The sequence below is a fragment of the Candidatus Krumholzibacteriota bacterium genome, assembly GCA_034520215.1.
Lineage (GTDB): Bacteria > Krumholzibacteriota > Krumholzibacteriia > Krumholzibacteriales > WJIX01 > JAGHBT01.
Window position 1 is genome coordinate 749904 of record JAXHNR010000002.1, and the last position, 24167, is coordinate 774070.

At 45.7% G+C, this 24167-nt stretch carries 19 protein-coding genes and 2 pseudogenes; all 21 read left to right on the top strand.

Annotated features, from left to right (window positions below; translation table 11 throughout):
- The first annotated feature begins 419 nt into the window (after positions 1 to 419).
- The 21 genes and pseudogenes from U5O15_09890 (at position 420) to U5O15_09990 (ending at position 24121) form a co-directional block, all read left to right on the top strand.
- Positions 420 to 1640 carry an AAA family ATPase gene (locus tag U5O15_09890; protein ID MDZ7860954.1) on the top strand — a complete coding sequence of 407 codons (1221 nt, stop codon included), beginning with the start codon at positions 420 to 422 and terminating at the stop codon, positions 1638 to 1640.
- Positions 1637 to 2236: a DUF4276 family protein gene (locus tag U5O15_09895; GenBank protein ID MDZ7860955.1), complete on the top strand. Its 600-nt coding sequence runs from the start codon at positions 1637 to 1639 to the stop codon at positions 2234 to 2236. The genes U5O15_09890 and U5O15_09895 overlap by 4 nt, the downstream gene beginning before the upstream one ends.
- Positions 2237 to 3009: 773 nt before the next feature.
- Positions 3010 to 4166 (top strand): annotated as a pseudogene (locus tag U5O15_09900) (IS3 family transposase).
- Positions 4167 to 4228: 62 nt separating this feature from the next.
- Positions 4229 to 4351, top strand: a pseudogene (locus tag U5O15_09905) (integron integrase).
- Between the two features lie 189 nt (positions 4352 to 4540).
- The gene (locus U5O15_09910) at positions 4541 to 5575 is read left to right on the top strand and encodes a hypothetical protein (protein ID MDZ7860956.1); all 1035 of its coding nucleotides are present in this window, start codon (positions 4541 to 4543) and stop codon (positions 5573 to 5575) included.
- A 165-nt stretch (positions 5576 to 5740) separates the two neighbouring features.
- On the top strand, positions 5741 to 6187 hold the full coding sequence (locus U5O15_09915; GenBank protein MDZ7860957.1) for a ribonuclease HI family protein: 447 nt from the start codon (positions 5741 to 5743) through the stop codon (positions 6185 to 6187).
- A complete protein-coding gene (locus U5O15_09920; protein ID MDZ7860958.1) occupies positions 6148 to 6687 on the top strand; it encodes a hypothetical protein in 540 nt (179 codons plus the stop codon). Before U5O15_09915 ends, U5O15_09920 begins: the two co-directional genes overlap by 40 nt.
- A 49-nt stretch (positions 6688 to 6736) precedes the next feature.
- Positions 6737 to 7324: a hypothetical protein gene (locus tag U5O15_09925; GenBank protein MDZ7860959.1), complete on the top strand. Its 588-nt coding sequence runs from the start codon at positions 6737 to 6739 to the stop codon at positions 7322 to 7324.
- Positions 7325 to 7576: 252 nt separating this feature from the next.
- Positions 7577 to 11221: a tetratricopeptide repeat protein gene (locus tag U5O15_09930; GenBank protein MDZ7860960.1), complete on the top strand. Its 3645-nt coding sequence runs from the start codon at positions 7577 to 7579 to the stop codon at positions 11219 to 11221.
- The gene (gene uvrA / locus U5O15_09935) at positions 11199 to 14063 is read left to right on the top strand and encodes an excinuclease ABC subunit UvrA (GenBank protein ID MDZ7860961.1); all 2865 of its coding nucleotides are present in this window, start codon (positions 11199 to 11201) and stop codon (positions 14061 to 14063) included. The genes U5O15_09930 and uvrA overlap by 23 nt, the downstream gene beginning before the upstream one ends.
- Before the next feature lie 68 nt (positions 14064 to 14131).
- A complete protein-coding gene (gene gcvT / locus U5O15_09940) occupies positions 14132 to 15241 on the top strand; it encodes a glycine cleavage system aminomethyltransferase GcvT (GenBank protein MDZ7860962.1) in 1110 nt (369 codons plus the stop codon).
- 25 nt (positions 15242 to 15266) lie between these two features.
- On the top strand, positions 15267 to 15647 hold the full coding sequence (gene gcvH / locus U5O15_09945; GenBank protein ID MDZ7860963.1) for a glycine cleavage system protein GcvH: 381 nt from the start codon (positions 15267 to 15269) through the stop codon (positions 15645 to 15647).
- Between the two features lie 58 nt (positions 15648 to 15705).
- A complete protein-coding gene (gcvPA, locus tag U5O15_09950) occupies positions 15706 to 17061 on the top strand; it encodes an aminomethyl-transferring glycine dehydrogenase subunit GcvPA (protein MDZ7860964.1) in 1356 nt (451 codons plus the stop codon).
- On the top strand, positions 17058 to 18494 hold the full coding sequence (gene gcvPB, locus U5O15_09955) for an aminomethyl-transferring glycine dehydrogenase subunit GcvPB (GenBank protein MDZ7860965.1): 1437 nt from the start codon (positions 17058 to 17060) through the stop codon (positions 18492 to 18494). Before gcvPA ends, gcvPB begins: the two co-directional genes overlap by 4 nt.
- Positions 18495 to 18520: 26 nt before the next feature.
- A complete protein-coding gene (locus tag U5O15_09960; protein ID MDZ7860966.1) occupies positions 18521 to 19297 on the top strand; it encodes a lipoate--protein ligase family protein in 777 nt (258 codons plus the stop codon).
- Positions 19298 to 19323: 26 nt separating this feature from the next.
- Positions 19324 to 20316 (top strand): ABC transporter permease, encoded by a 993-nt coding sequence (locus tag U5O15_09965; protein MDZ7860967.1) that lies wholly within the window; start codon positions 19324 to 19326, stop codon positions 20314 to 20316.
- Positions 20317 to 20348: 32 nt separating this feature from the next.
- Positions 20349 to 21239 (top strand): ABC transporter permease, encoded by an 891-nt coding sequence (locus tag U5O15_09970; GenBank protein MDZ7860968.1) that lies wholly within the window; start codon positions 20349 to 20351, stop codon positions 21237 to 21239.
- 100 nt (positions 21240 to 21339) lie between these two features.
- A complete protein-coding gene (locus U5O15_09975) occupies positions 21340 to 22311 on the top strand; it encodes an ABC transporter ATP-binding protein (GenBank protein ID MDZ7860969.1) in 972 nt (323 codons plus the stop codon).
- Positions 22308 to 23273 carry an ABC transporter ATP-binding protein gene (locus U5O15_09980; protein MDZ7860970.1) on the top strand — a complete coding sequence of 322 codons (966 nt, stop codon included), beginning with the start codon at positions 22308 to 22310 and terminating at the stop codon, positions 23271 to 23273. Before U5O15_09975 ends, U5O15_09980 begins: the two co-directional genes overlap by 4 nt.
- A 232-nt stretch (positions 23274 to 23505) precedes the next feature.
- Positions 23506 to 23667: a hypothetical protein gene (locus U5O15_09985; GenBank protein MDZ7860971.1), complete on the top strand. Its 162-nt coding sequence runs from the start codon at positions 23506 to 23508 to the stop codon at positions 23665 to 23667.
- A 142-nt stretch (positions 23668 to 23809) separates the two neighbouring features.
- Positions 23810 to 24121: a hypothetical protein gene (locus tag U5O15_09990; protein MDZ7860972.1), complete on the top strand. Its 312-nt coding sequence runs from the start codon at positions 23810 to 23812 to the stop codon at positions 24119 to 24121.
- Positions 24122 to 24167 lie beyond the last annotated feature (46 nt).

The following is a 24167-nucleotide window of genomic DNA, read 5'->3' on the forward strand; positions in this document are numbered from 1 at the left end:
GTATGCTGAGGGGGAGGCCTCAATGAGTATCTATCGTTATGCGGCTGACGGTTCTGCCCTGTCACGGATCTGGCAAGAGGCTTCGGCAGGCCGGCAGCGGCTCGGCCATTCGGCCAGAGCCGCGCCAGGCCATCCCGCAGTTGATGCTGGGAATGATGGCGCGGACGCTTCGCGAGGGTATTTTGGTTGAAAAACTGATGGAAAGGGTATAAGATAAAAAGGTTAACGGGAAAATAGGAGGCGCTCAGCTTCGCGCCATCGGGCTGCGGATTACCATCCGCATTCTGTCCGTCGCTGCGCGCCGGCCATCATGCGCATGCAGCGGGCGGTAGGGCCTGCGAGCAAGCTCGCGGTCTCTCCCGCCACTGATCCGCAGCCCGTTAGGACTATAGAAAGTACCTAAAGTAATAGGAGAAATTATGATACAAAAGATTACAGTCAGTGGTTTTAAATCTTTAAATAAGTTTAGGCTCAATTTTAGAAAAGGTCTTAATGTATTAATAGGCCCAAACGGTGCGGGGAAAACAAATATATGCCAAGCTTTAGGTATGATTTCCGCTGTATGCGATAACTCAATTGCTGAATATATCATTTCAGTTGGAGGAAAATCATCTCTGTCAACTTTAAGTTCGAATCAATCAAGATCGAGGCTGAAAATAGGATGTGTCGGTAACGTTAAAAATGACTTAGAAAAAGAATCAATAGATTTGAAATACAAATATTCTCTAACATTAAGATTAAAAACTCAAGGTATGAAGATATATTATGAGAAATTAGAAATACAGAGATTAACAAGAGATCAAATCTACAAAAAGGTATTGACTGCATCAAGAAATAGTAAGGGTAATGCCAATATTAATATTGTTGATTTGGAAAATATAGGACCTTTAAGAACCGATCTTTTTCAAGAGGAAGGAAAAAGAGAATTTAATTTGAGAATACCTGAGATGATGGGGTTTCTTTCTGTTTTATCGGTTTTTATCTATGCGTGCCATTTGGTTAACGCTGACTTGTCTTTTTCTAGAGCTTGGAATATTGATCCATATCTTGCTAAACGTCCAACCGATGTATTAGAGCCTTCATCTATGTTATCGGATGGCAGGCGAATGGCTAATGCTCTTCATGAGATGGAAAAAAAGGGGGGAAAAGAATTTGAAGAAATGAGCCATATATTGGCAAGAATATTACCTGGTTTCAGGAAAATAAATGTTGTTACAAAAACTGAGACAATGCTAAATTCTTTCTCAATAACCGATCATAATGATGTTACATGCCCTGCCAATTGTCTTTCCGATGGGACAATCAAAACAATTGCACTCCTTGTTGGAGTTTACGGTCAAAACGCTTCAACAAACATTATCGAAGAACCTGAAAACTACCTGCATCCATGGGCATGTCAACTACTTATACGATATTTGAGGGATCATTTTCAAAAAGGAGTTTGCATTATAACAACACATTCAGAAACTATTCTAAATTTAGTTTTTCCTAAAGAAATTGTAATTGTAGAAAATGAGAATGGATTTACAAAAGCTGCCAGGGCAACAAATAAATCTGGGCTGAAAAAAGCTATAAGCGAATCAGGATTCGGGTGTGGATATCATTATGTTGCAGGAAATTTAGGGGGTACGCCTGAATGATTGATATTAATTCCACAGTATTTTTAGTTGATGGCCAAACTGAGATAATGGCAATCAAAGCTAAATTTTATATGGAATGCGGTAGTGCGCCAGAATTTAGAAAAGTTGGATGTAATGGAAAGTCTGTCACTGCCGAAGGTTATGCATCAGCTGCCCTTGGAACACTCAATGCCGTTTTACGAGACAGGTTTTTACATATCGTTTGTGTAGTTGACAGAGAAAAAAGAAGGCTTCTAGCTAAAAATTTCGGCAAAAAACTTAGAGAGTCAATAATAAGAAAAGTAGTTGAAAATACTAAGATTAAAGAAGACGACATTGAAAACAAATTAGTTGTATTTGTACCTGATAGAATGTTTGAGAATTGGATATTGAGTGATATCGAAGGAATAAAATCTTGCAGTTATTTGATCAAACAAAGTTGTAGACAAAAAAATTTCGAAGGCAAAAATGGTGTGAGAGAATTAAAAAATATCATGAAAGTGCAATACAAAAAATTATTGCACGCCAAAAAACTGTTTACCTCCGTAAGAAATAGAGATGGTTGTTTAAATTCAAAGTCATTTAACATTTTCTGTACAGAAATAGGAATTAAGTAATTTGGATTAGTCCTAACTCCTATGAGGCCTTCCCATGTCAAGGGATAAAGTTCACCTTTTGACAGCTGCCTGAGGCAGCTGTTTTTTTAGATCACTGATTCTGTCATCTGTCTTAATTTCATCGATCTGGTATAGATAAGCATTCTACACCAAACACCTTCTATGGGGCAAGATGTCAAGACATAATTTCCCCCTATAGCCAGCGCACATATAATTGCATCCGGCGTCCGTCCCCAGTTGTATGAAAAATAGGTTTAAAATTAATCTTCGCATAAAGATACATGGTATTCGAGGGTTGATAAGTGAATGTTTGTATTTCAAGTGATTTGTCATCAACCTTCCGATGGCATCCCGGTTGACATCAAAGCATTTTTGTTCTCTGCACAAAGACAGGAACCAACTTTCTATCGGGGGACTCTATGGTCCATTGCTTTATTCGGTTCTCAAGGGGCATAGCTTATCGACGGGGACTCTGGACTTATGGTCCAGGACCAGTGTTTGGCTGGATACTCTCCCCTGTAACCATCTAGTTTCCAGGAACGGTTCCACCCAAGACTAATTTTATCTCCTGTATTATTTTTAACTCCAATAGATTTTACGTTGCGTGTTTTAATTTTTCCGGATTGTACACCTCCTTTGATTTCCAAATTGATAATACAATAGATGCAATTTGCCGTGCGATAGTAAGTCTGGCCAAGTTGGGTTTGAACCTCCCCCGTTTTCCTAGACACTGAGAAAAGCTATGTTAAACTAGAGATAGCAGGAGGTGTCGAATGAAAAAGAGAAGGAAGAGATACAGCAGGGAATTTAAAGTGGAAGCTGTAAAACTAATAACTGAAGAAGGCAACAAAATGGTTACAGTGGCAAAAGAACTGGGGGTGCATCCAACTACGCTGACGAGATGGAAGAAATAATATGCCGAAGACGCAAAACATTTGTTTCCCGGCAAAGGATACATGAAACCAGAAAATGAAGAACTGGCGCGGGTAAAAAGAGAAAACCGGCGTCTTCGGATGGAAAATGAAATTCTAAAAAAAACAGTTGGTTACTTCGCGAAGGACGAAGGATGAAATACAAATTCATAAGAGACAATGAGAATAAATATCCGGTATCTGTGATGAGCAAGGTTCTAAGTGTATCAAGAAAGAGCTATTACAATTGGCAGAGCCAGCCGGAAAGTAAAAGATATCGGGGAAAAAGGAGAATATTGGAAGAGATTAGGAGAATTCATACCGGTAGAAAAATAAGTTATGGCAGCCCGAGAGTGCATGAAGAATTGCTTGATAGAGGCTTTAGCTGCAGCCGGAAACGTGTAGCCAGACTGATGAGGGAAGAGCAGATAGCAGCAAAGCGCAAACGTAAGTTTAAACCAACAACAGATTCAAAACATAATTATCCTATTGCCGCCAATCTTCTCGACAGGAATTTTGAAGTTCTTTTACCGGACATGGTTTGGGTGTCTGATCTTACGTATGTTGCGACTGATGAAGGGTGGCTATATCCGGCTACTGTAATGGACCTATATTCAAGACGTATTGTTGGCTGGTCTATGGATAAACGGATGACGAAAGATCTTGTGATAGACGCTCTTGATATGGCTGTAAGAGCCAGATGTCCGGCCCCCGGCTTATTACATCATTCGGACAGGGGTAGCCAGTATGCCAGTTATAAATACCAGGATAAGCTCAAGAAACATGGTATGATCTGCAGTATGAGCAGAAAAGGGAATTGCTGGGATAACGCTGTAATGGAAAGTTTCTATCGATCGTTGAAAGTTGAATCTGTTTATTCAAAGAAATATAAAACCAGAAAGGAGGCAAAAAGAGATATTTTCACATACATTGAAACGTTTTATAATCGTATTCGTCGTCATTCATATCTGGGGTATAAAAGCCCTTGTGATTTTGAAAGGATGGCAAATATAGCTTAACTGACTGTCTGGAATATCGGGGGAAGACCAGGTACTTGCCATACCCTGTGCCACTCATCATCGGATATGATATCCGTAATATTCAGGAGCTTTTCGGTCACAAGGATGTGTCAGCAACCATGATTAATAATCATATCCTGAACGGGGGAGGGTGGGGGGTGAAGAGCCCGCTGGAGGAATTATAGAATTATACTGCAAAGCTCTCGCTGTATATATTAAAGGTTGCATGAGTGGGAATTAATTTGGTAGTATTTGGTTACGGGAATCTTACGGGATAAAATAAATGAATTTATTCGTATTATACAGCGGGATTATACTGCGGTTATTTAGTTATGCAGGGCTGTATACTATATGTTAGCCAAGAAAGGAATCAAATGAACGACAAGCCAAGGGAAATTAGGAAAAACGAAAATCGTTCTTTGACAGAGATAGGCGAAACCGCCTCTTTGCTATCAAAAGAAGGATTGAAATCTCTTTTGTACCTTGTTGCAGGAAAGCAAGATAGTAATGTAAAGTTATTTTGGCGCATTATATGCATAGAACCAGAAGATATTAGCGAACTGAATGAGCGTATACAAGAAAAGCTAATGCAGCATAACACAAAAGCAGCCGTTGCATCTGTAGATGTGATGTATAAGAATGGAAGGGCTACGCAATTTGGTACATGGCCAGAGTTTGAAGATTATAACTGGCATACTACACATGTAGTTGAAAAAGCTAGCGTTAAGTGGGATTTCATCATTCAACTCCCTCACTATGCTATTCCGCAAAGACATACGCTGACTGTTACTCTACTAGGTTCATTTAGTCCATTGCATATGTTACAGGCGATATTTTCAAAGAATCCCGATCAGATAAGTGAAGTGGAAATGGAGACCGCCCCGATCCTATGCCGCGTCGATTTTATTAGTCATTTACTTAGCGATGAGTTGATAAACATTGTTGAAGAGTGGGTGAAGTCACGATCAGTGGCTGAGTTTATTACAAAGCCAAAGACTTTCCTGAAATTACGTAAACGGACTATTGCCCGATTCGTACATTACTCACTTCCTTTCCTATTTGGTTTATTGTCTGCGAGCATATTGCACGCCAAATTTGCTGAGTTCACTCCAAACACTCTAGTACCTATTAGTATATTTAAATATTCACTATACTGGCTATTGGGGACTGGAGTCGGGATCTCGGCTATATCTCTGATGGGAAAATACCTGGGCAAAACAATATATAAGACTATAGATAACTATGGCATACATACTATGTTTTGCTTTACAAATGGTGATAAAAACGCAAAGAAGGAGAACGAAACCAAAAATACAGCTCTGATAAGGAAGTTCTGGTTCAACATCGTCGTATCAATAGTGATTAATCTCACATGTGCTTTTATTGCATACCTTCTATTCGTTGGCTAACCACTGCATGAACCAGGCACAGGCAGCAGTGGGACGTGCAAGGGTAGTTCCCGTGCTGGTTATGCAGAGTGTTAGACAGCAAAGCGGGGCATTCGGATTTTTGAAACTGGAAATATTGAGTTTTAAAAATTGTGTAAGAGCTAAAAAATAGCAGGATTTTTTTAAATGGCTTCTAAAAATAAATCAAACAAGTACGTTAAATATATCAAACTTGTTACTGATGGTGGATGTCGTGGGAATCCCGGTCCAGGGGCTATAGCAATTATAATACGTGATGGCGATAGTAACGATGTGCTTGCACATTATTCTGCATGCATAGGACATACAACAAATAATCAAGCTGAGTATCATGCTTTGATTAGAGGATTAGATATGTCTGCAAAATATACCAGAAAAAAAGTAATATGCATGCTCGATAGCAACCTTGTAGTAAAACAGATGAATGGTCTTTGGAGATTAAAAAATGATCAACTTAGAGCACTTTACCATGAAGTTAAGCGGAACGAAAATCCTTTTGAAGAAGTAGTCTATCAGCATTGTAGGCGTACTCACCAATTCATAAAAAAAGCTGATTGGATGGTAAACGAAGCATTCGAAGGAAGGACATTTTAAAAGAGTTGATTAAAAAATATATGAATTGTTATCGAAAAAAAATATTCTTTTCAATCTCATTATTATGTGTTTTACAATGGGTTGGCTGCACACCTAAAAATGCTGCAGATTTCATGAAAGGTTTTTCCAGAGGTTATTCAAGAGCAACATATCAACATAGAGGACTAAAAACTAAGCATATGCTATTTGGTGGGGCAAACAATTCAGTTTTCCTAGGGCGTTTGAATTGTCCAGAATACGAAAATGACTCTATCTACAATAAATATGGGAGCTATGGAAGTAATTATGGGCCATTTAGTATTTGGAATGCTAATGGAATTTACGGTTCTAAATATAGTCAATACAGCCCATGGAATCTATATGCACCTAATCCTCCTATAATTGTTGACCAAAATGGCAATTTTTACGGATACTTCACAGTAAATAAATTTCAACCAAATAGAACTCGTATTACTGCATATGTCAATTTCTTAGAGGAAGTTCAAAGAATTATGCATTGATCATTTATATTAAAAAAAATAATTTTTGCCGATTAGTGGAATTGAAATAATGACGAATAATAATTCTAAATCAACCCTAAGTGATCAAGCATGGACCGAAATATCTATTCATCATGTTTATCATTCATTCTTAAAAGGAGAATTGGGAGAGCGTAACCCCCACAAAATGAGTGAATATCATAAAATTATCACGACGCCTGATTTTAAAGATCCTATGGAAAACCATTTGAGATTCAGGCTACTTATAGAGGTCTGCGGTCGAAAGGGATTATTGGCGATGATACCGTGTTCAACAAAATGGTATCAAGTCGAGTTTCTTAATGAGCAGCATATATCCGAACTCAGAGTTATCGGAAGATGTGAGTGGGATTCAAAAACTAAATCAGACAAGAATGAAATAGAGAAGGTAATTCTTAGAGAAAAAGAACCCTTAAGAACAGAACCTTCGAATTGGGATGCCCCAATACTATGGGGACATTATAAAGACGGTCCTTTTACAATTATCGAGGGGAATCACAGGTTTGTTGGATGGGCTAATGCCAAAGAGAGACTTGACTTTAGCATTCCTGTCTTCATAGGTCTCTCTAGAGATTATTGCTATTGGCATATTCTTGATGATGTGCCAAAAAGTGTCTAACTCCCATATCAAGACTCCTCTGCCAATAATATGTTTAATTTTCTGACTATAACGAGCCTGACCGCAAACGTGTCTTCCGTCCAAATGCCCGCCCTAACAGAAAAAAGGATATTAAGACACTGAAATTCTCAGTCCCGCCCCCTCCATTAACTTGAACCCCTCTTCCTTCACAGTTGACCTTGAAGGTTCGATTTGCTAATTTTACATTACTTTTTACCCGTGACCCCACGTCTCTTTACTGGAGGAAGTCTTTTGAAAACGAGTGCTTTAATTTTTGGGTTGATTGCCGCGGCGGCACTGCTTCTTATTCCCGGTTTAAATGGAGCCCTCGCGGGCCAAAATGAAGATTTCCGGTTCGCTGAGAAACTGCGCTCAGATGGGATGTTCATCGCGGCGGCGGAGGAATATATCCGCTTCTGCGAGAAATATCCAGAGAGCAGTCTGCGTCCCGGAGCGCTCTTTTCCGCCGGAGAATCCTGGATGCAGGCGGGAAAGCCCCGTGAGGCGCTTGAAACTTTTAAATCTTATATTGATTCATATCCGGAAGATAAGCAGGTCTGCAAGGCTCTCTTCTACAGAGGGCGCGTACTTAAGAAAACCGAAAGGTACAAAGAGGGAGCGAGCGAATTTCTCCTTCTCGCGGATGAATACCGGGGTTGTCCTTTAGTGGAGAAGGCCCTGCTTGAGGCGGGGGAATCCCTTCTGTCGGCGTCCGATCCGGCGGAAGCCGCGAAGGCGTTTAAGAGATTGATAAACGAATACAGAGGTACTGCTCTGGCGCCGCGTGCTCTCTACGGCCTTTCTCTCGCTCTTACGAGTATGGGTAGGGAACTTAAAGGTTACGCTACTCTTGAAGAACTGGCTGAGAACTATCCCGATTCACCCGTTGCCGCTTTTGCTCTCTTGAAACTGGGCGTGAGAGCTTCTGATAAAGGAAGGACAGAGGAAGCCGAAACTTATTTTAACAAAACCCTAAGCCGATACGAAGAAACCGCTATTAGGGAAAAAGCCCTTCTTAGTCTGATAAAACTCTATTATAACGGGAAGGATTATAAATTAGCTCTTAAAGAGTCTGAACGGTTTATAGAGGATTTTAAGAAGACAGACGGTAGAGACGATATCTATATCACCGCTATAAACGCGGCTTCTGAAATCGGCGAAACGGACAAATCACTTTTGCTGATAGAAAATTTCAGAAAGGAATTCCCGAAGGGCGATTCAACCGGATGGACCTATGTGAAATCCTCAAAACTTCTGCGGCTGAAAGGAGAGACGGAAAAAGCATTAAAAGAGCTTGAAAGGATGAAAAGATTCTTTCCGGAGAGTTCCTACAGCCCCGAAGTTCTCCTTCTTAAAGCCGACCTTAATTACGCCGCCGGCTTCAACAGAAAGGCCGCGAGATATTATAACATGGCACTGGCGGGCGATGACATTAAAGGTCAAGAGGGAGAGATCCTGGTTAAACTGGCCGGCATATATTCAAATAAGCTCTCAGATACGCTGGCGGCTCTTACGGCTTTAAAAGAAGCGGCAGAAGTTACAGCGGGCGGAACAAGGCAGGAGGCGCTGTTTGAAACAGCTCTGCTTGAAGAGGCCTCCGGCGATTATAAATCCGCCTCCGAGAACTATTTGAAACTAATTAGAGAATACCCTGACGGAGACCGCGGCCCTGAAGCTGAAAGACGTCTTAAGGTCTTGAAATTGAGAGAGAGATGGAATAAAGACCTCGCCGGTAAACTAGGAGAGATTGCATCAAGCGGTAATGATAGAGATATAAGAATGATTGAATCGGGGATTACTTTTTATAACGCGCGGGATTTTGATACCGCCATTGAATTTATCGAAAATTCCTTTTCGGATGAATTGCCGGAAGACGCCCGCGCTAAAGCGAACTTTTATCTGGGCAGGGCATACTTCGATAAGTATAAGATCACCGAGCTTAAAGGTGACGCGCGGGATGAATTTTTGGATAAGGCCCGCTCGCTCTGGCTCAATACGGCGCGTGACTATAATAATACCAGGTGGGGAGAAGAGGCTCACAGGGCGTATCTGGATTGTAAGTTCAAGGACTGGAATCTTGCCACCCGCCTCAAAAGACTAGATGAGTTTATTAAATATTACGAAGGAAGCGCCGGCAGATGGTGGGCCCTCGAAAAGAAACTGGATTTTCTATACCAGGCCGCTGTGAGGGGTGAAAAATGGGCATCTGAAAGCGCTATAACCCTATGCAGGAAGATACTTTCAGCTTCTCCGCCGGACAGTATAAGATACCGGACAATTAAGAAAAAAGCCTATTTACACAGGGATAAGGGGAATACCAGAGAGGCGGAAGAGCTCTTAACAGAGTATATTTCAGGAGATTTAGGGGGGGCGGCCAAGGCCCCTGTCTGCTATGACCTTGGAGAGATACGCATATCCCTGAGGGAATATGAAAAAGCGCTTGACGCCTATAACTGCTCTCTTCGAAACAATCCCGCAGGCAGGCTTGCCGAGAATTCCCATATTCGAAGGGGCGACTGCTATCTGTTTATGAAGAGATACGGAAGGGCCCAAGAGGAGTACGGAAAATTCGCCGGCCTGTTTCCTTCGAGTTCATTGTCGGATGTCGCCGAGTATAGAAGGGGATTGGCTCTGGAAAGAATGAGAAAGACGGAGAGGGCGGATTCTATCTTCAGTGAACTTCTCGCAAGAGACGGTATCAAAAGAAGCCTGCGCGTAAAGCTCCTTTCCAGGGCAGGCAGGAAATATTATTCGAATAATCAGTTTTCAAAGGCTGTAAAGGTTTATAAAGAGCTTGTTATGTTGGAAGAAACTGCCGGTAACGTAGCGATCCTCGCTGAAGCTCTCAGAGAAACAGGAGACTTAGAAGGCGCCGCTTTGAACTTTTCCCGCGCGCTTGAGCTTGAAGAACCCGATATCTGCAGGGTGCTTGAAGGAAGGGCGAAAGCCTACTACAGGCTGGGAGAATACGATAAGGGCGAAGAAGACCTTGACAGAATATGGAGTCTTTGCGCGGGTTCAGACGCCGCGGCCTCTGTTCTTCTGGAAAAGGGTATGATATTCATAAGTAAAGGGGAGTATAAAAAGGCCCGTCAAACCCTGGATTATATTACGGAGAAGTTTAAAGAGACCGAATATTCTCAAAAGGCTCTTTACTACCAGGCCCTCTGTGATATCAAGTCCGGAGGGTATGAGGAGGCGGAGAGGAAGCTGAACGCATTCCTCGCGGGTTCGCCCCATTCTTCAATTCTCTGCATGGCATACTTCAAGCTGGCCTCCGTTCAGCTCAATATGGAAAAGCTGAATTTAGCGGCTAGAAATTTTTCCCTCGCATCAGAGGCGTGCTCGGATTCCGAACTTTCACTTAAGGCCTTGAGGAATCTCGCCCGGATTTACGAGAAGACGGAGAACTGGGATAAGGCCTCCGCCACATGGGAAAAGATTATTGAAAGACATCCCGCCGATTCAGATATTATCGAATCGTTCTTTAAACTGGGATTTTCATACAGTCAGGCCGGACGTTTTGAGCCGGCCTATGACGTTTACAGCAGGATACCCGCGATAGCGGTAAACGAGAAACAGTTGGGAAGAGCGCATTACTGGGCGGGCATAAGTCTTAAGAATTTAGAGAGATACAGAGAAGCTGTAAGGGAATTCCTCCGTGTGCCCTATCTTGGAACGGGCGGAATGTGGGGTGTTACTTCAAAGCTTGAAGCTGCCGGGTGCTATTCGAAACTCGAGAGGTACGATGAAGCGGAGAGGATATACACTGACATAATATCGTCTCACGGAAAGGATTCGGATTGGGGCAGGATAGCGGCCGGTTCCCTGCAGCAAGTACGGAATATAAAAGATAAAGATCAGAGCGGGAAGAATGGGCAGAAAGAAAGTAAGTAAATCGGACAGGACAGATTCGGACAGAGCTTACGAGTATCTCACCGTCAGGGGAGCGCGGGAACATAATCTGAAGAATATCACCGTTACAATTCCGCGAGGCCGGATGGTTGTGATAACGGGCCTTAGCGGTTCAGGAAAGTCGTCTCTCGCTTTTGACACGATATACGCTGAGGGACAGAGACGCTACGTCGAATCTCTTTCCAGTTACGCGCGTCAGTTTTTAGAGCAGATGGAAAAACCGGACGTTGACTCGATTGAAGGCCTTTCGCCGGCCATTTCCATAGATCAGAAGACAACTTCCCGAAACCCGAGGTCGACTGTCGGCACAGCCACGGAAATTTACGACTACTTGAGGGTTCTTTTCGCCAGGGTCGGCACGGCGCATTGCCCGTCCTGCGGCAGAAAGATATTCAGTCAGTCGCTGTCACAGATAATAGACACTCTCACGGCTAATGAGAAGGGGAAGAGGGTCGTCCTGATGGCCCCTGTGGTAAGAGGGAGAAAGGGTGAGCACAAGACGAAACTCAGAAAACTTTCAAGCAGGGGATTTACAAAAGTCCGGGTTGACGGAAAGACCTTTTCGCTCGGAGACGAGATAAAGATAGACAAGAACAGAAAACACAATATCGAAGTAATAGTGGACAGACTTACCTTAAGGGACGGCATCAGAGAGCGTCTTACAGATTCCGCTCAGACCGCGGTTGATATCAGCGACGGGGTTCTGCTGGCTAAGATCGGAAAAGAGAAGGAACAGCTTTTCAGTCTTGAACATTCCTGTCCTTACTGCAATATCAGTCTCGGCGAGGTGTCGCCCAGACTGTTTTCTTTTAATTCGCCGTACGGCGCGTGCCCGGAATGTAACGGACTTGGAACAACGGTTGATTTCTCCATAGAACTTGTCGTTCCGGACCGGTCGCTGAGTATTAGAGAAGGAGCTCTGGCGCCCGTGGGCGCTCTCAAGGACAATTGGTTTGGCCAGAGGTTGAAGTCCCTTGCCGGTGAGAATGATTTCTCGCTGGATATGCCATTCGAAGATTTGACAGAGGGTGTTCAGAAAACCGTCTTGTACGGTTCTGAAGATGATCTTGTCGTAAGGTATGATTTTGAGAAGGGTGAGGGGGAATATGTAACTGAGTGGGAGGGTGTGATACCCAATCTGAGAAGGAGATATCATCAGACGGCTTCTGAGGCTGTGCGGGGCTGGTGTGAAAATTATATGACTATGGAAAGTTGTCCGGCGTGCGGGGGAACGAGGCTTCGCCGGGAAGCTCTCTCTGTTCTTACCGGCGGAAAAACGATCGGCGACGTGAGTTCAATGACGGTTGAAGAATTACTCCGGTTTATGAATTCTCTGCGGTTTGAAGGGAACAGGAAAATAATCGCGGCTCCGCTCTTGAAGGAAATAACGAGCAGACTCCAGTTTCTCGTTAATGTGGGGCTCGACTATCTTACACTGGATCGCTCCGCCCGGACCCTCGCGGGAGGAGAAGCTCAGAGAATCAGACTGGCCACGCAGGTGGGGACGAAGCTCGTGGGTGTTCTATATATTCTCGATGAGCCGACTATCGGACTTCATCAGAGGGACAACGCGAGGCTGATCTCCACTCTGAAAGATTTAAGGGATGCAGGCAACACGGTTGTTATTATCGAGCACGACCGCGAAACGATACTGGCAGCGGATTATATAATTGATCTCGGCCCGGGCGCGGGAGAGATGGGCGGTCAGCTCATAGCTGCCGGAACAAGAGATGATGTTATCGCGGAAAGCAAAAGTCTTACCGGAAAATATCTCAAGACGCAGCAGCATTTCGATCTTAAGACGGGCGGGGAAAGAGGTTCCGGGGAAAGCATAGTGCTTAAAGGCGGAAGGGAGAATAATCTTAAGAATATAGACGTTGGATTTCCCCTCGGGAAACTGATCTGTGTAACAGGAGTTTCAGGGTCCGGCAAGAGTACAATGATGGAAGATATTATATACACGGCCCTTCGCCGCAAGTTTTACCGTTCTCAGGTTCTGCCCGGAAAACATGACGGTATCGAAGGGGTTGAACATATTGATAAAGTAATAAATATCGACCAGTCTCCCATTGGAAGAACCCCCCGGTCTAATCCGGCGACTTACACGGGGATTTTTACTCCCGTGAGGAAAATATTCTCGGAACTGCCCACATCGAGGATGAGAGGGTATAATCCGGGAAGATTCAGTTTCAATGTAAAAGGGGGAAGATGTGAAGCGTGCCGCGGGCAGGGAATGATCAAGGTTGAAATGCACTTTCTGCCGGATGTTTACGTGCATTGCGGAGATTGCGGGGGTAGAAGATACAACCGCGAAACGTTGGAAGTTGCCTACAGAAACAGGAATATCGCCGAGGTTCTTGAGATGACCGTGGACGAAGCGGAGGGCTTTTTCGAAAATGTCCCGCCTGTAAGAGGGAAATTAAGGGTTCTGAAAAGTGTGGGGCTCGGCTATATTCGTCTTGGGCAGCCCGCGACGACACTCTCGGGAGGAGAGGCGCAGAGGGTAAAACTCGCCTCTGAACTCTCAAAGAAGAGTACGGGAAGAACACTCTATTTTCTGGACGAACCAAGTACGGGGCTTCATTTTGAAGACGTAAAATTGCTTATGAACGTGCTTAACAGATTGGTCGATCAGGGTAATACGGTGATAGTAATAGAGCATAATCCGGATATTATCCGGCACGCCGACCATATAATTGACCTTGGCCCCGAAGGGGGGCGGTATGGGGGAGAGGTGGTTTTCAGCGGAGCTCCGGCTGATATTCTAAGCTGCGGCGCTTCGTACACGGGAAAGATGCTAAAGAAATACAGCACGCGGGATTGAAGAATGGTTGAATTAAACAGCTTCGACAGTTAATGTTAATTCTAAACTTGATGAAGGGGTTGTAAGCGATGAGCAGGAAAACAGCTTTATACGACAGGCACGTTGAGAACGGCGGTAAGATCGTGGACTTCGCGGGCTTTCTCATGCCCGTCTCTTTTGAAGGAATAGTGGCGGAACATAACAGGGTGCGCGAGAGTGTGGGATTATTCGATGTCAGCCATATGGGAGAGATTGAGATTACAGGCGAAAGAGCCGCGGAATTTGCCGATTACGTTGTTACCAATAATGTGGGTTCACTCGATGACGGGCAGATATGTTATACTGTCTGCTGCAATAACGAAGGGCACGCCCTCGACGATTTGCTTGTTTACAAGTTTTCCTCAGGCAGGATTCTGGTAGTCTCCAACGCGGCTAATTATGAGAAGATATTCCGCCACCTTTCTGATAAGCGCTGGGAAGATGTTGATGTCAAAAACATCTCTGACGACATAGGACAGATAGCGATTCAGGGTCCCCGTTCCAGAGAGCTTATGCTCAAGAGCGATATCTGCTCGGGATTCACTGAAAAGGTAGAAAACTTGGATTACTACAGGTTCTTTTCTTTCGAGAAAGACGGAGAGGAGATTATTCTTTCAAGAACGGGATATACAGGCGAACTGGGTTATGAGCTCTATGTTCCCGCGGGCCGTGTTGTAGAAGTCTGGGATGATTTAGAGAGGGCCGGAAAGGAACTTGGCGCGGCGCCTATCGGCCTGGGAGCGAGAGATACCCTAAGATTTGAATCGGGGTTCTGCCTTTACGGGAATGAACTCGATGAAGACACCTCTCCGCTCGAAGCCCGTCTCTCCTGGACCGTAAAACTTGATAAGGGTGATTTTATCGGAAGAGACGCCCTTGTGGATGAGAAGGAAAATAAACCGGCTCGTAAACTGATCGGTCTTGAACTTATCGGAAGGGGCATAGCGAGAACGGGATTTAAGGTTTTTCAGAACGAGGAGGAAGCGGGACGCGTGACATCCGGCAATTATTCCCCCACACTCGGCAAATCCCTCGCGATTGCAATGATCAGACGGTCAATCTCCAAGAAGATAAAGGACTTTGAAATAGATATCAGGGGCAGAAGGCTGAAGGCAAAGAGAGTTAAATTCCCTTTTTACAAGAGCAGGGTGAAGGATTAGCACTTCACCGGAAGGAAGGTGTGAAATGGAGATAGAAGAATGCCTTTTTACCAAGGAACACGAATGGGTGTTTGTCGAAGATAAAGTGGTGACAATCGGTATCAGCGAGTATGCTGCCGGCGAGCTGGGAGATATCGTTTTTATTGAGCTTCCCGAAAAGGGCCGGAAAGTAAAACAGATGGACCCTGTGGGGACTATCGAGGCGGTTAAGACTGTGGCCGAGCTTTTCTCACCCGTAACGGGCGAAGTAACTGAAATCAATGAAGAGGTAGTGGACAACCCCGATATTGTCAACAAGAGCCCCTACGGAGAGGGATGGTTTATTAAGATAAAGATGGAGAATATGTCTGAACTTGATGTTCTGTTCAGCTACGAGGAATACAAAGATTTTCTCGGTGAGGAGTAACTCCGGCAGGCCGCGCCGAATCTGAATGCGCGGCAACAGCATTAAAGAAGGGTAACAGATGAGTTATATACAGAATACTAATCAAGACAGAGAAGAGATGTTAAAGGCTATAGGAGTATCATCTTTCGAAGAACTTCTCAAGCCGGTGTCTTCAGAGTTTAGAGTTAAGGGAGGATTGGATCTTCCCGGGCCAAAGAGCGAAGCTGAAGTAATAAGTGAGCTTGACCGGCTGGCCGCCCGGAACAATCCGGCTTCTTCGATGAAGAGTTTCCTGGGCGGAGGGGTTTATGACCGCTTTATCCCCGCTGCCGTCAGGTACGTGCTTTCCAGAAGTGAGTTTTATACTTCATACACGCCCTATCAGGCGGAAGTAAGTCAGGGTACTCTGCAGTCGATTTATGAATATCAGAGTATGATATGCGGGCTGACTTCGATGGAAGTGGCGAACGCTTCTCTCTATGACGGAGCGACAGCTATGGCTGAATCGATATTAATGGCGTGTTCGGTGAAGCGGAAAGATAAGGTGCTCGTCTCAGGTTCTATTCCAGGAAGAATGAAATCCGTCCTCCGGTCATATACTCTCGGGGGAAATATCAAAATGGAATATATTCCCTTCACAGAAGACGGCACTCTGGATATCGGCAAACTCAAAGAAGAGGTCGGGCCGGATACGGCGGCCGTTGTGATGGCTCAGCCCAATTATTTCGGTGTGATAGAGAAGGCGGAGGAAATCTCCTCCATCGCGCGTGAATCCGGTTCGCTTCTCGTTTCGTATGTTGATCCGGTATCTCTCGCTGTATTAACCCCTCCCGGAGAGTATGGCGCCGACATCGTTGTGGGGGAAGGACAGTCTTTCGGTCTTCCGCAGAACTTCGGCGGACCTCTCCTCGGATTTATTGCGACTAAGAAGAAGTACGTCAGAAAATCACCCGGCCGTCTTATTAGCAGAACAGCAGATGTTGACGGCAATACAGGTTACGTGATGACTCTGCAAACAAGAGAGCAGCATATAAGGCGCGGCAGAGCGACATCTAATATCTGTACTAATGAGGGGCTCTGCGCTCTCGCGGCTTCTGTCTATCTGGCAACGCTGGGTGAAGACGGCTTCCGGGAAGTTGCCCTTCAGAGCGCCTCGAAGGCCCGCACGCTGTATGATATGATATCCGGCCTGCCCGGATGCAGCTTTCCTTTCGGAAACAACTTCTTCCAGGAATTTGTTATTAAACTGCCCGTTCCGGCCGACCAGTTTCTGAAGGAGGCAAGAGGCAGAGGTGTGCTTGCCGGCATTTCTCTGGCTGAGGATTTCCCGCAGCTCGGGGATTCTGCTATTCTCACGGCGGTGACCGAGAGGCGCTCCAGAGAGGATCTTATCCTTTACCGTGACCTGCTCTCGCGGACTGGAGGTGGAAAATGACAGGGACGATTTTTGATAAAGGAACAGACGGTATCAGCGGAAGATATATCCCCGAGAACGATTGTCCGGTTGACGAGGACCATCTGCCTCTACAGCGCGAATCTTCACTGGGGCTGCCCCGCGTAGCGGAGCAGGGAGTGATAAGGCATTACATGGGACTGGCATCAAAGAATTATCATATCGACAAGGGAATATATCCGCTCGGCAGCTGCACGATGAAGTACAACCCGGTTGTAAATGAAGAGATTGCCCGCAATAACGCGTTTTGCGGTCTTCATCCGGCTCAGGACGAAGAGGATATCCAGGGGGCTCTGGAGCTCATGTATAATCTTCAGGAGATCTTATGCGAGATATGCGGAATGGATTCTTTCTCTCTTCAGCCGGCAGCGGGCGCCCACGGAGAACTCACGGGGATGATGATTGCCCGCGATTATTTCCTGAGCAGAGGGGAAGAGAGAAAGGTTGTGATAGTACCTGATTCCGCGCACGGGACAAACCCCGCCAGTGTGGCGATATGCGGGTTTACTCCCGTAACTATCGAGTCGGATGAAAGGGGTATGATCAATCCTTCCGATTTGAAAGAAAAGATCAGCGGTGAAACGGCGGTTCTTATGCTCACCCTGCCTAACACACTCGGATTATTCGAGAAGGATATAGGAGAGATAATTGAAATAACGCATGACGCCGGCGCTCTCGTTTATATGGACGGAGCCAACATGAACGCGCTTCTGGGAATAGTGAGGCCGGGTAAGATAGGGGTCGATATAATGCACCTGAATCTGCATAAGACATTCGCAACTCCTCACGGAGGCGGAGGTCCGGGGTCGGGCCCCGTGGGTGTGCTGGAGCATCTTTCCGATTTTCTGCCTGTTCCCCGAGTAGTTAAAGAGGAAGACAGATTCGCCTTTTTGCGGGAATCTGAAAAAACTATCGGAAAAGTGCATTCATATTTCGGCAATTTCAATGTTTTTATAAAAGCGTACGCCTATCTTTGCTCCACCGGCGGAGAAGGCCTCAGAGAGGTATCTGAAAACGCGATTATAAACGCCAATTATCTTATGAAACTGGTGGGAAAATATTACGATATCAAATATCCCGGGCCCTGTATGCATGAATTTGTGGCGTCATCGGTGAACCTGAAGAAATACGGGGTCAACACACTGGAAGTGGCGAAACGTCTTCTTGATTACGGAGTACACGCTCCCACCGTGTATTTCCCGTTGATTGTAAAGGAAGCTCTGATGATCGAGCCCGTTGAAACGGAAAAGAAGCAGACTCTTGACCGTTTCGCGGAAATCATGAAAGATATATCAGAGGAAGCGAAAAAGAATCCGGACCTTCTTCATGACGCTCCGGTAAGCACTCCGGTTCGGAGGCTTGATGAGGTTTCTGCCGCCCGTAATCCCGATTTCCGCTGGCAAAAGGGGAAATAAATTTAGCGGAGAATGGATTCTAACAGATGTCGCGATGGTTGTTTCTTGATGACGGACAAGGAAGCGGCGCCGAGAATATGGCTGCCGATGAATTCATCCTGAAAATTGTCAGGGAATCGGATATCGGCGCGATCCTTCGGCTCTATTCATTTGATCCTCCGGCGGTAACTGTCGGCTATCATCAGGATCCCGGGAATGTTCTAGATCTTGCCTCTCTGCGAAGAGATCGAATACCTCTCGTCCGCCGGATAACAGGGGGGCGGGCGCTTCTTCACGACGATGAAATAACGTACTGCCTGGCGGCCTCTGTGGATGGAGGGGTGTTTCAGTCGAACCTGAGAGAGAGGTTTACGGCTGTCTCTGAAGCCTTAAAGGACGCGCTGAACATTTGCGGAGTAAAGGCCCGGATATCTAGAGGCAGGAGGGAACCGGGAGGAGGGGAAATGACCTCTCCCTGTCTTGCTTCCGTAAGTCAGCACGAAATCACCGCCGGCGGCAGGAAGATAGTAGCGAGCGCTCAGCGAAGCTGCGGACCGGTTTTTATACAGCATGGATCTATACTGCTTGACGGAGGGGCAAAGAAAATATCGGAATATCTTAAGGGGGATTGGGGTGATTTTGACCGTCATGTAACGAGTATCAAAAAGGAAACGGGCACAAATCCGGGTTACAGCAGGTGCGCCGAAGTTCTTAAAGAGGCGTTTTCCGCTAAATTCAGGGTTAAATTCCGGGATTTGAAGCTCTCCGGCGGGGACAGGTCTTATATTAAAGCCGCGGCGAGAAAGAAAGCGGCTGAATTTTAATATCGTCAGGAAGGGAAAAAAGAGTTATGGCGGGATTTATAGTAAAGAGACTGCTTCAGTCAGTTATTCTTATTTTTCTCGTTCTTACTATAACCTTTTTTCTTCTGCATATTGCTCCCGGCGACCCGATGGCTAAGTACTTTAACCGCCCGGGAATTTCACCTCACACTGTTGAGATGATGCGTTCGAAGTTCGGGCTGGACAGACCGTTAGCCGAGCAGTATATAAAGTGGGTCGCGAGCTTTATGCGCGGTGATTTTGGGTTTTCTCTTAATTACAACAGGCCGGTACGCGATCTTATTTTTGAAGCCGTACCCAACACACTGCGTCTTACTGTCGCGGCTTTACTCCTGTATATTGTGATTGGAATAAGTCTTGGGATACTTTCAGCCGTAAAAAAAGACACTATCTTTGATAAAGTCAACACTATCGCCGCTCTTTTTATTTATTCAATTCCATCTTTCTGGCTGTCCCTGATGCTTATATTCCTCTTTTCATTAAAGCTCGGGATCCTTCCCTCTTCACATATGCAGTCGTTCGGTTTGAGCGGTGCCGGCTGGTTTGAGATTCTATGTGACAGAGCCAAACATCTCGTAATGCCCGCTTTTGTCCTTGGAGTGGCTTCAGCCGCGGGAATCGCGAGGTATATGAGGGGAAGCATGCTTGATGTACTGAGAGAGGACTATATAAGAACCGCCCGGGCGAAGGGGTTGGAGAACAGAAGGGTTTTTCTTAAGCACGCCTTCAGGAACGCCGCTATTCCGGTGGTCACTATTATCGGACTGAGTATTCCTTTTCTGCTGGGAGGGTCCGTCGTAATAGAGAAGATTTTCTCCTGGCCCGGTATGGGGAGGCTGGCTGTCGATGCTATCTACGCGAGGGATTATCCCCTGGTGCTGGCTATAAACTTTGTGGTCGGTGTTATGGTGATTCTAGGGAACTTTATGGCGGATGTGGGATACGCCCTGCTCGATCCCCGTATCAAGATCAATGAGAAAAGGAAGAATAAACAAGGCTGAGCTGTCTAGAGCGCAAAAGGTTGAATGCTGTTATGAAAAGAATGAAGCGGGAAAAGAAAAGCGGCAAGCGTTATTCAAGCGGGATCTGGACAGGGGGTTGGTCCAGATTCAGGAAGAAACCCATCGCGGTGGCTGGAGCGGTGATTGTCCTTCTTCTTTATTTGACGGCATTATTTGCTCCTGTTCTTACCCCCTATGATCCCGGCGAGCACGGAGATATACCAGGCGACAGATATTTAAGACCGAGCGCGGAGCACCCGCTGGGCACTGACAAGTTCGGCCGTGATGTTATGACAAGGATGTTTTACGGTTCACAAGTCTCACTTTCGATAGGTTTCTTCGCCGTGGCGCTTTCCGTGTTGTTCGGTTCGTTTATCGGCGCCCTCTCGGGTTACGCCGGCGGAGTAGTTGATGCTGTTATAATGCGGATTGTCGACGCTTTTATGGCTATACCCAGATTATTTCTGCTTCTTACATGTATAGCTCTTTTCTCCAGGTCTATACTGCTTGTGATTATCCTGCTGGGAGCGACTGGATGGATGTCAGCCGCCCGGCTTGTCCGCGGCCAGATACTCTCTATTAAAAAGAGGGATTATATCACAGCCGCCGAGGCTCTTGGTATGGACGGAAAGAGGATTATTTTCAAGCATCTCATACCTAATACTCTTACCGTGATAATCGTTTCGGCGACTTTGAGGATTGGAGGAATTATTCTCACAGAGGCCGCGTTGAGTTTTCTCGGGCTGGGCGTTCCTCCTCCAACACCAAGCTGGGGTATGATGGTTTTTGAAGGAAGAAGTGTTATGCTTGACGCGTGGTGGATTTCCACTTTTCCGGGACTCGCGATAGTGATAACCGTTATTGGATTCAACCTGCTGGGCGACGGTCTGCGGGACGCCTTTGATCCGATGCACTTTACATAAGAAGGGTTGATTCTTTTACCGATAAGTTAAATTATATATTATACGGCGGCAGAAAATTTACGGTTCAGTGGCCGGAATGAAGAGGAAGTTGCTAAAAAAAATGCTTCTAAAAATAAAAAATCTCGAAACAGTGTTCAGGGCGGACAGGGGAAATGTCCGGGCCGTTGACGGAATAAGCTTTGATATAGAGACCGGACAGACGATAGGTCTGGTTGGTGAATCAGGGTGTGGTAAGAGTGTGACCGCTCTTTCTATTATGCGGCTGATATCAGATCCGCCCGGAAAGATCACCGGAGGTTCAATTGAGCTGAATGGCAGGGATATTCTGAGCCTGCCCGAGAAGCAAATGAGAAAGATAAGAGGGAACGAGATATCTATTGTGTTTCAGGAACCCCTTTCAAGCCTCAACCCTGTCTTTACCTGCGGAGAACAGGTCCGCGAGGCGATAGTCCTTCATCAGCGTCTCGGCAGGAAGCAGTCAAAAGCCAGAGCGGTCGAGATGTTCAGGATGGTGGGGATTCCTGATCCGGAAATAAGGTACAAGAATTATCCGCATCAGATGAGCGGGGGTATGAGACAGAGGGTGATGATTGCCATGGCGCTCAGCTGTCAGCCTAAACTGCTCATAGCGGACGAGCCGACTACGGCTCTTGATGTTTCAGTGCAGGCACAGATAATCGAGCTTCTTCAGGATCTCCGTGAGAAGTTCGGCATGTCCCTTTTGCTGATAACACATGATCTGGCGGTAATAGCGCAAATGGCGGATAAAGTGGTTGTCATGTATGCCGGGAAAATAGTTGAGAAAGCGCCTTCAGAGAAACTCTTTTCGGATCCGTCTCATCCGTATACTCAGGGCCTTCTTGCCTCTATGCCGGGCTACAGCGCGCCGGGCAAGACCCTCCCCGTGATACCCGGCAGAGTGCCCGATCCCGCGAAACTGCCTCCGGGCTGCAGGTTCAGCGACCGGTGCGTGAAAAGAATCGGCCGGTGCTTCGAAGAAGAGCCCCCGCTGTTCAGCCTGGACAATTCTCATTTCTCACGCTGCTGGCTGCATGACAAGGAGGAAAGTTGATAATTCTAAGGGCGGAAGGGATTAAGAAATATTTCACGTCGTCCGGGAGCGGCTTCTTCTCCCGTTCCGGCTCGCCTGTTAAGGCCGTGGATGGAGTTGACATATCGATCGAGGAGGGTGAAAGTTTAGGCCTTGTGGGTGAATCGGGGTGTGGAAAGAGCACTCTGGCAAGGGTTCTTATGAGATTGATCGAACCTACGGCGGGGAAAATATTTTTAGGCGGAATTGATTTTCTCGCCCTTAAGGGGAAAGAACTCAGAAAGACAAGACGCCGGATTCAGATGGTTTTCCAGGACCCGTATTCATCTCTTAATCCAAGAATGACTATAGGCAGTACAATAGCCGAAGGCATAAAGATACACAAAATAGTAGAAAGAAGGAAAGTGAGAACGAGGGTTCATTCACTTCTTGACAAGGTAGGTCTTCCTCCCGCCGCTGAATCCAGGTATCCGCATGAGTTTTCGGGAGGGCAGCGCCAGAGAGTCGGCATAGCGAGGGCTCTGGCTGTTGAGCCGGATATTATCATTGCCGACGAACCTGTCGCGGCTCTGGATCTTTCCGTGCAGGCCCAGATAATAAATCTTATTCGTGACCTCAAGGAGGATATGGGGTTGACGTATCTTTTTGTTGCTCACGACCTCGGTGTAATAAAGCATGTAAGCGATAATGTCGCTGTAATGTATCTGGGTAAAATCGTCGAATTATCAAGCAGGGATGCTCTCTTTTCCGATCCTCTGCATCCCTACACGCGGGGGCTTCTGGCTTCCATTCCGAAACTGGAATTCAAAGGGGAGAAGCTGAAAGCGGCAATAAGGGGTGAAGTCCCGAGTCCGATAAATCTCCCCGAGGGATGCTCCTTTTATCCGAGATGCCCCGAAGCCGTAAAAGAGTGCCGTTACAAACCTCCTCCTTTTGTCACCACACCTGAGGGACGGTCGGTAAGGTGCTGGCTTTACTCGTAGGTATTCATCGCGGAAGGTTGAATATTGTCATAAAGCGCCGGAGAGGGCGGCTTTGTTTACGCCGCAATTTATCTTATGAATTCAGGTGTAAAGCTCTTTTATGTCACGGCGCTGAAAACCTCTCTTTCTAGGCCTCAGGCCGTCTGCTTGAAAATATTTCAGGACATTCCCCAAAAATCAGGGAAATATTTTAGTAATGGCATAACTATCAAGTAATTACCCATATTGATAAGTGCAATTGATATTTAGTTTCTATCCGGCTATTGGTATTGTCAAAAACGCCGTCTATTTCCCCTGCGAGGAAATAGCGTCTCCCGCTCTCAGACTCGCTCTTTCCCATTTCCTTAAAGGAAATGGGAAAACCATGCCCGCTCGTCTTCCGAGAGGGTTTTGAAATACCAATAGCCGGATATACAAAGGAATGTTAAAAAATTGGGGGAACTCCAAAGAATATTTTACTTGAGTTAGAGGAGGAAATTTAGCAATATTCAGTTTCAGAATGATATACAGGAACAGTCATATTCCGGAGGAATTATATGCTGGTCGAAGACCTCGAAAAAATACGTTTGAAGGAAAAAGAAGCTGATAAGCAGATAAGTGAAGCCCGCCGGCGCGCAGAAAAAATTATCGAAAAGGCCGATGAGGATGGGAAAGCACAGATCGAGGACCTTATAAAAAAGAAGGATGAAGAGAAGCGGGAGCTTGTTAAAAAGGCCGGAGAAAAAGCAGAAAATGAGATTAAAACCCTTCGCGAGAAAAATAAAAAAGCAATTGAATCGCTTGAAAAGGAAGCCGACAAGAATCACGATAAATCGATTGATATTATTTTAGACGCTTTTCGCGCTTAGATATCTTTCTACCCGGATTCCAATAAATCAATTCAGGGAGGAATTG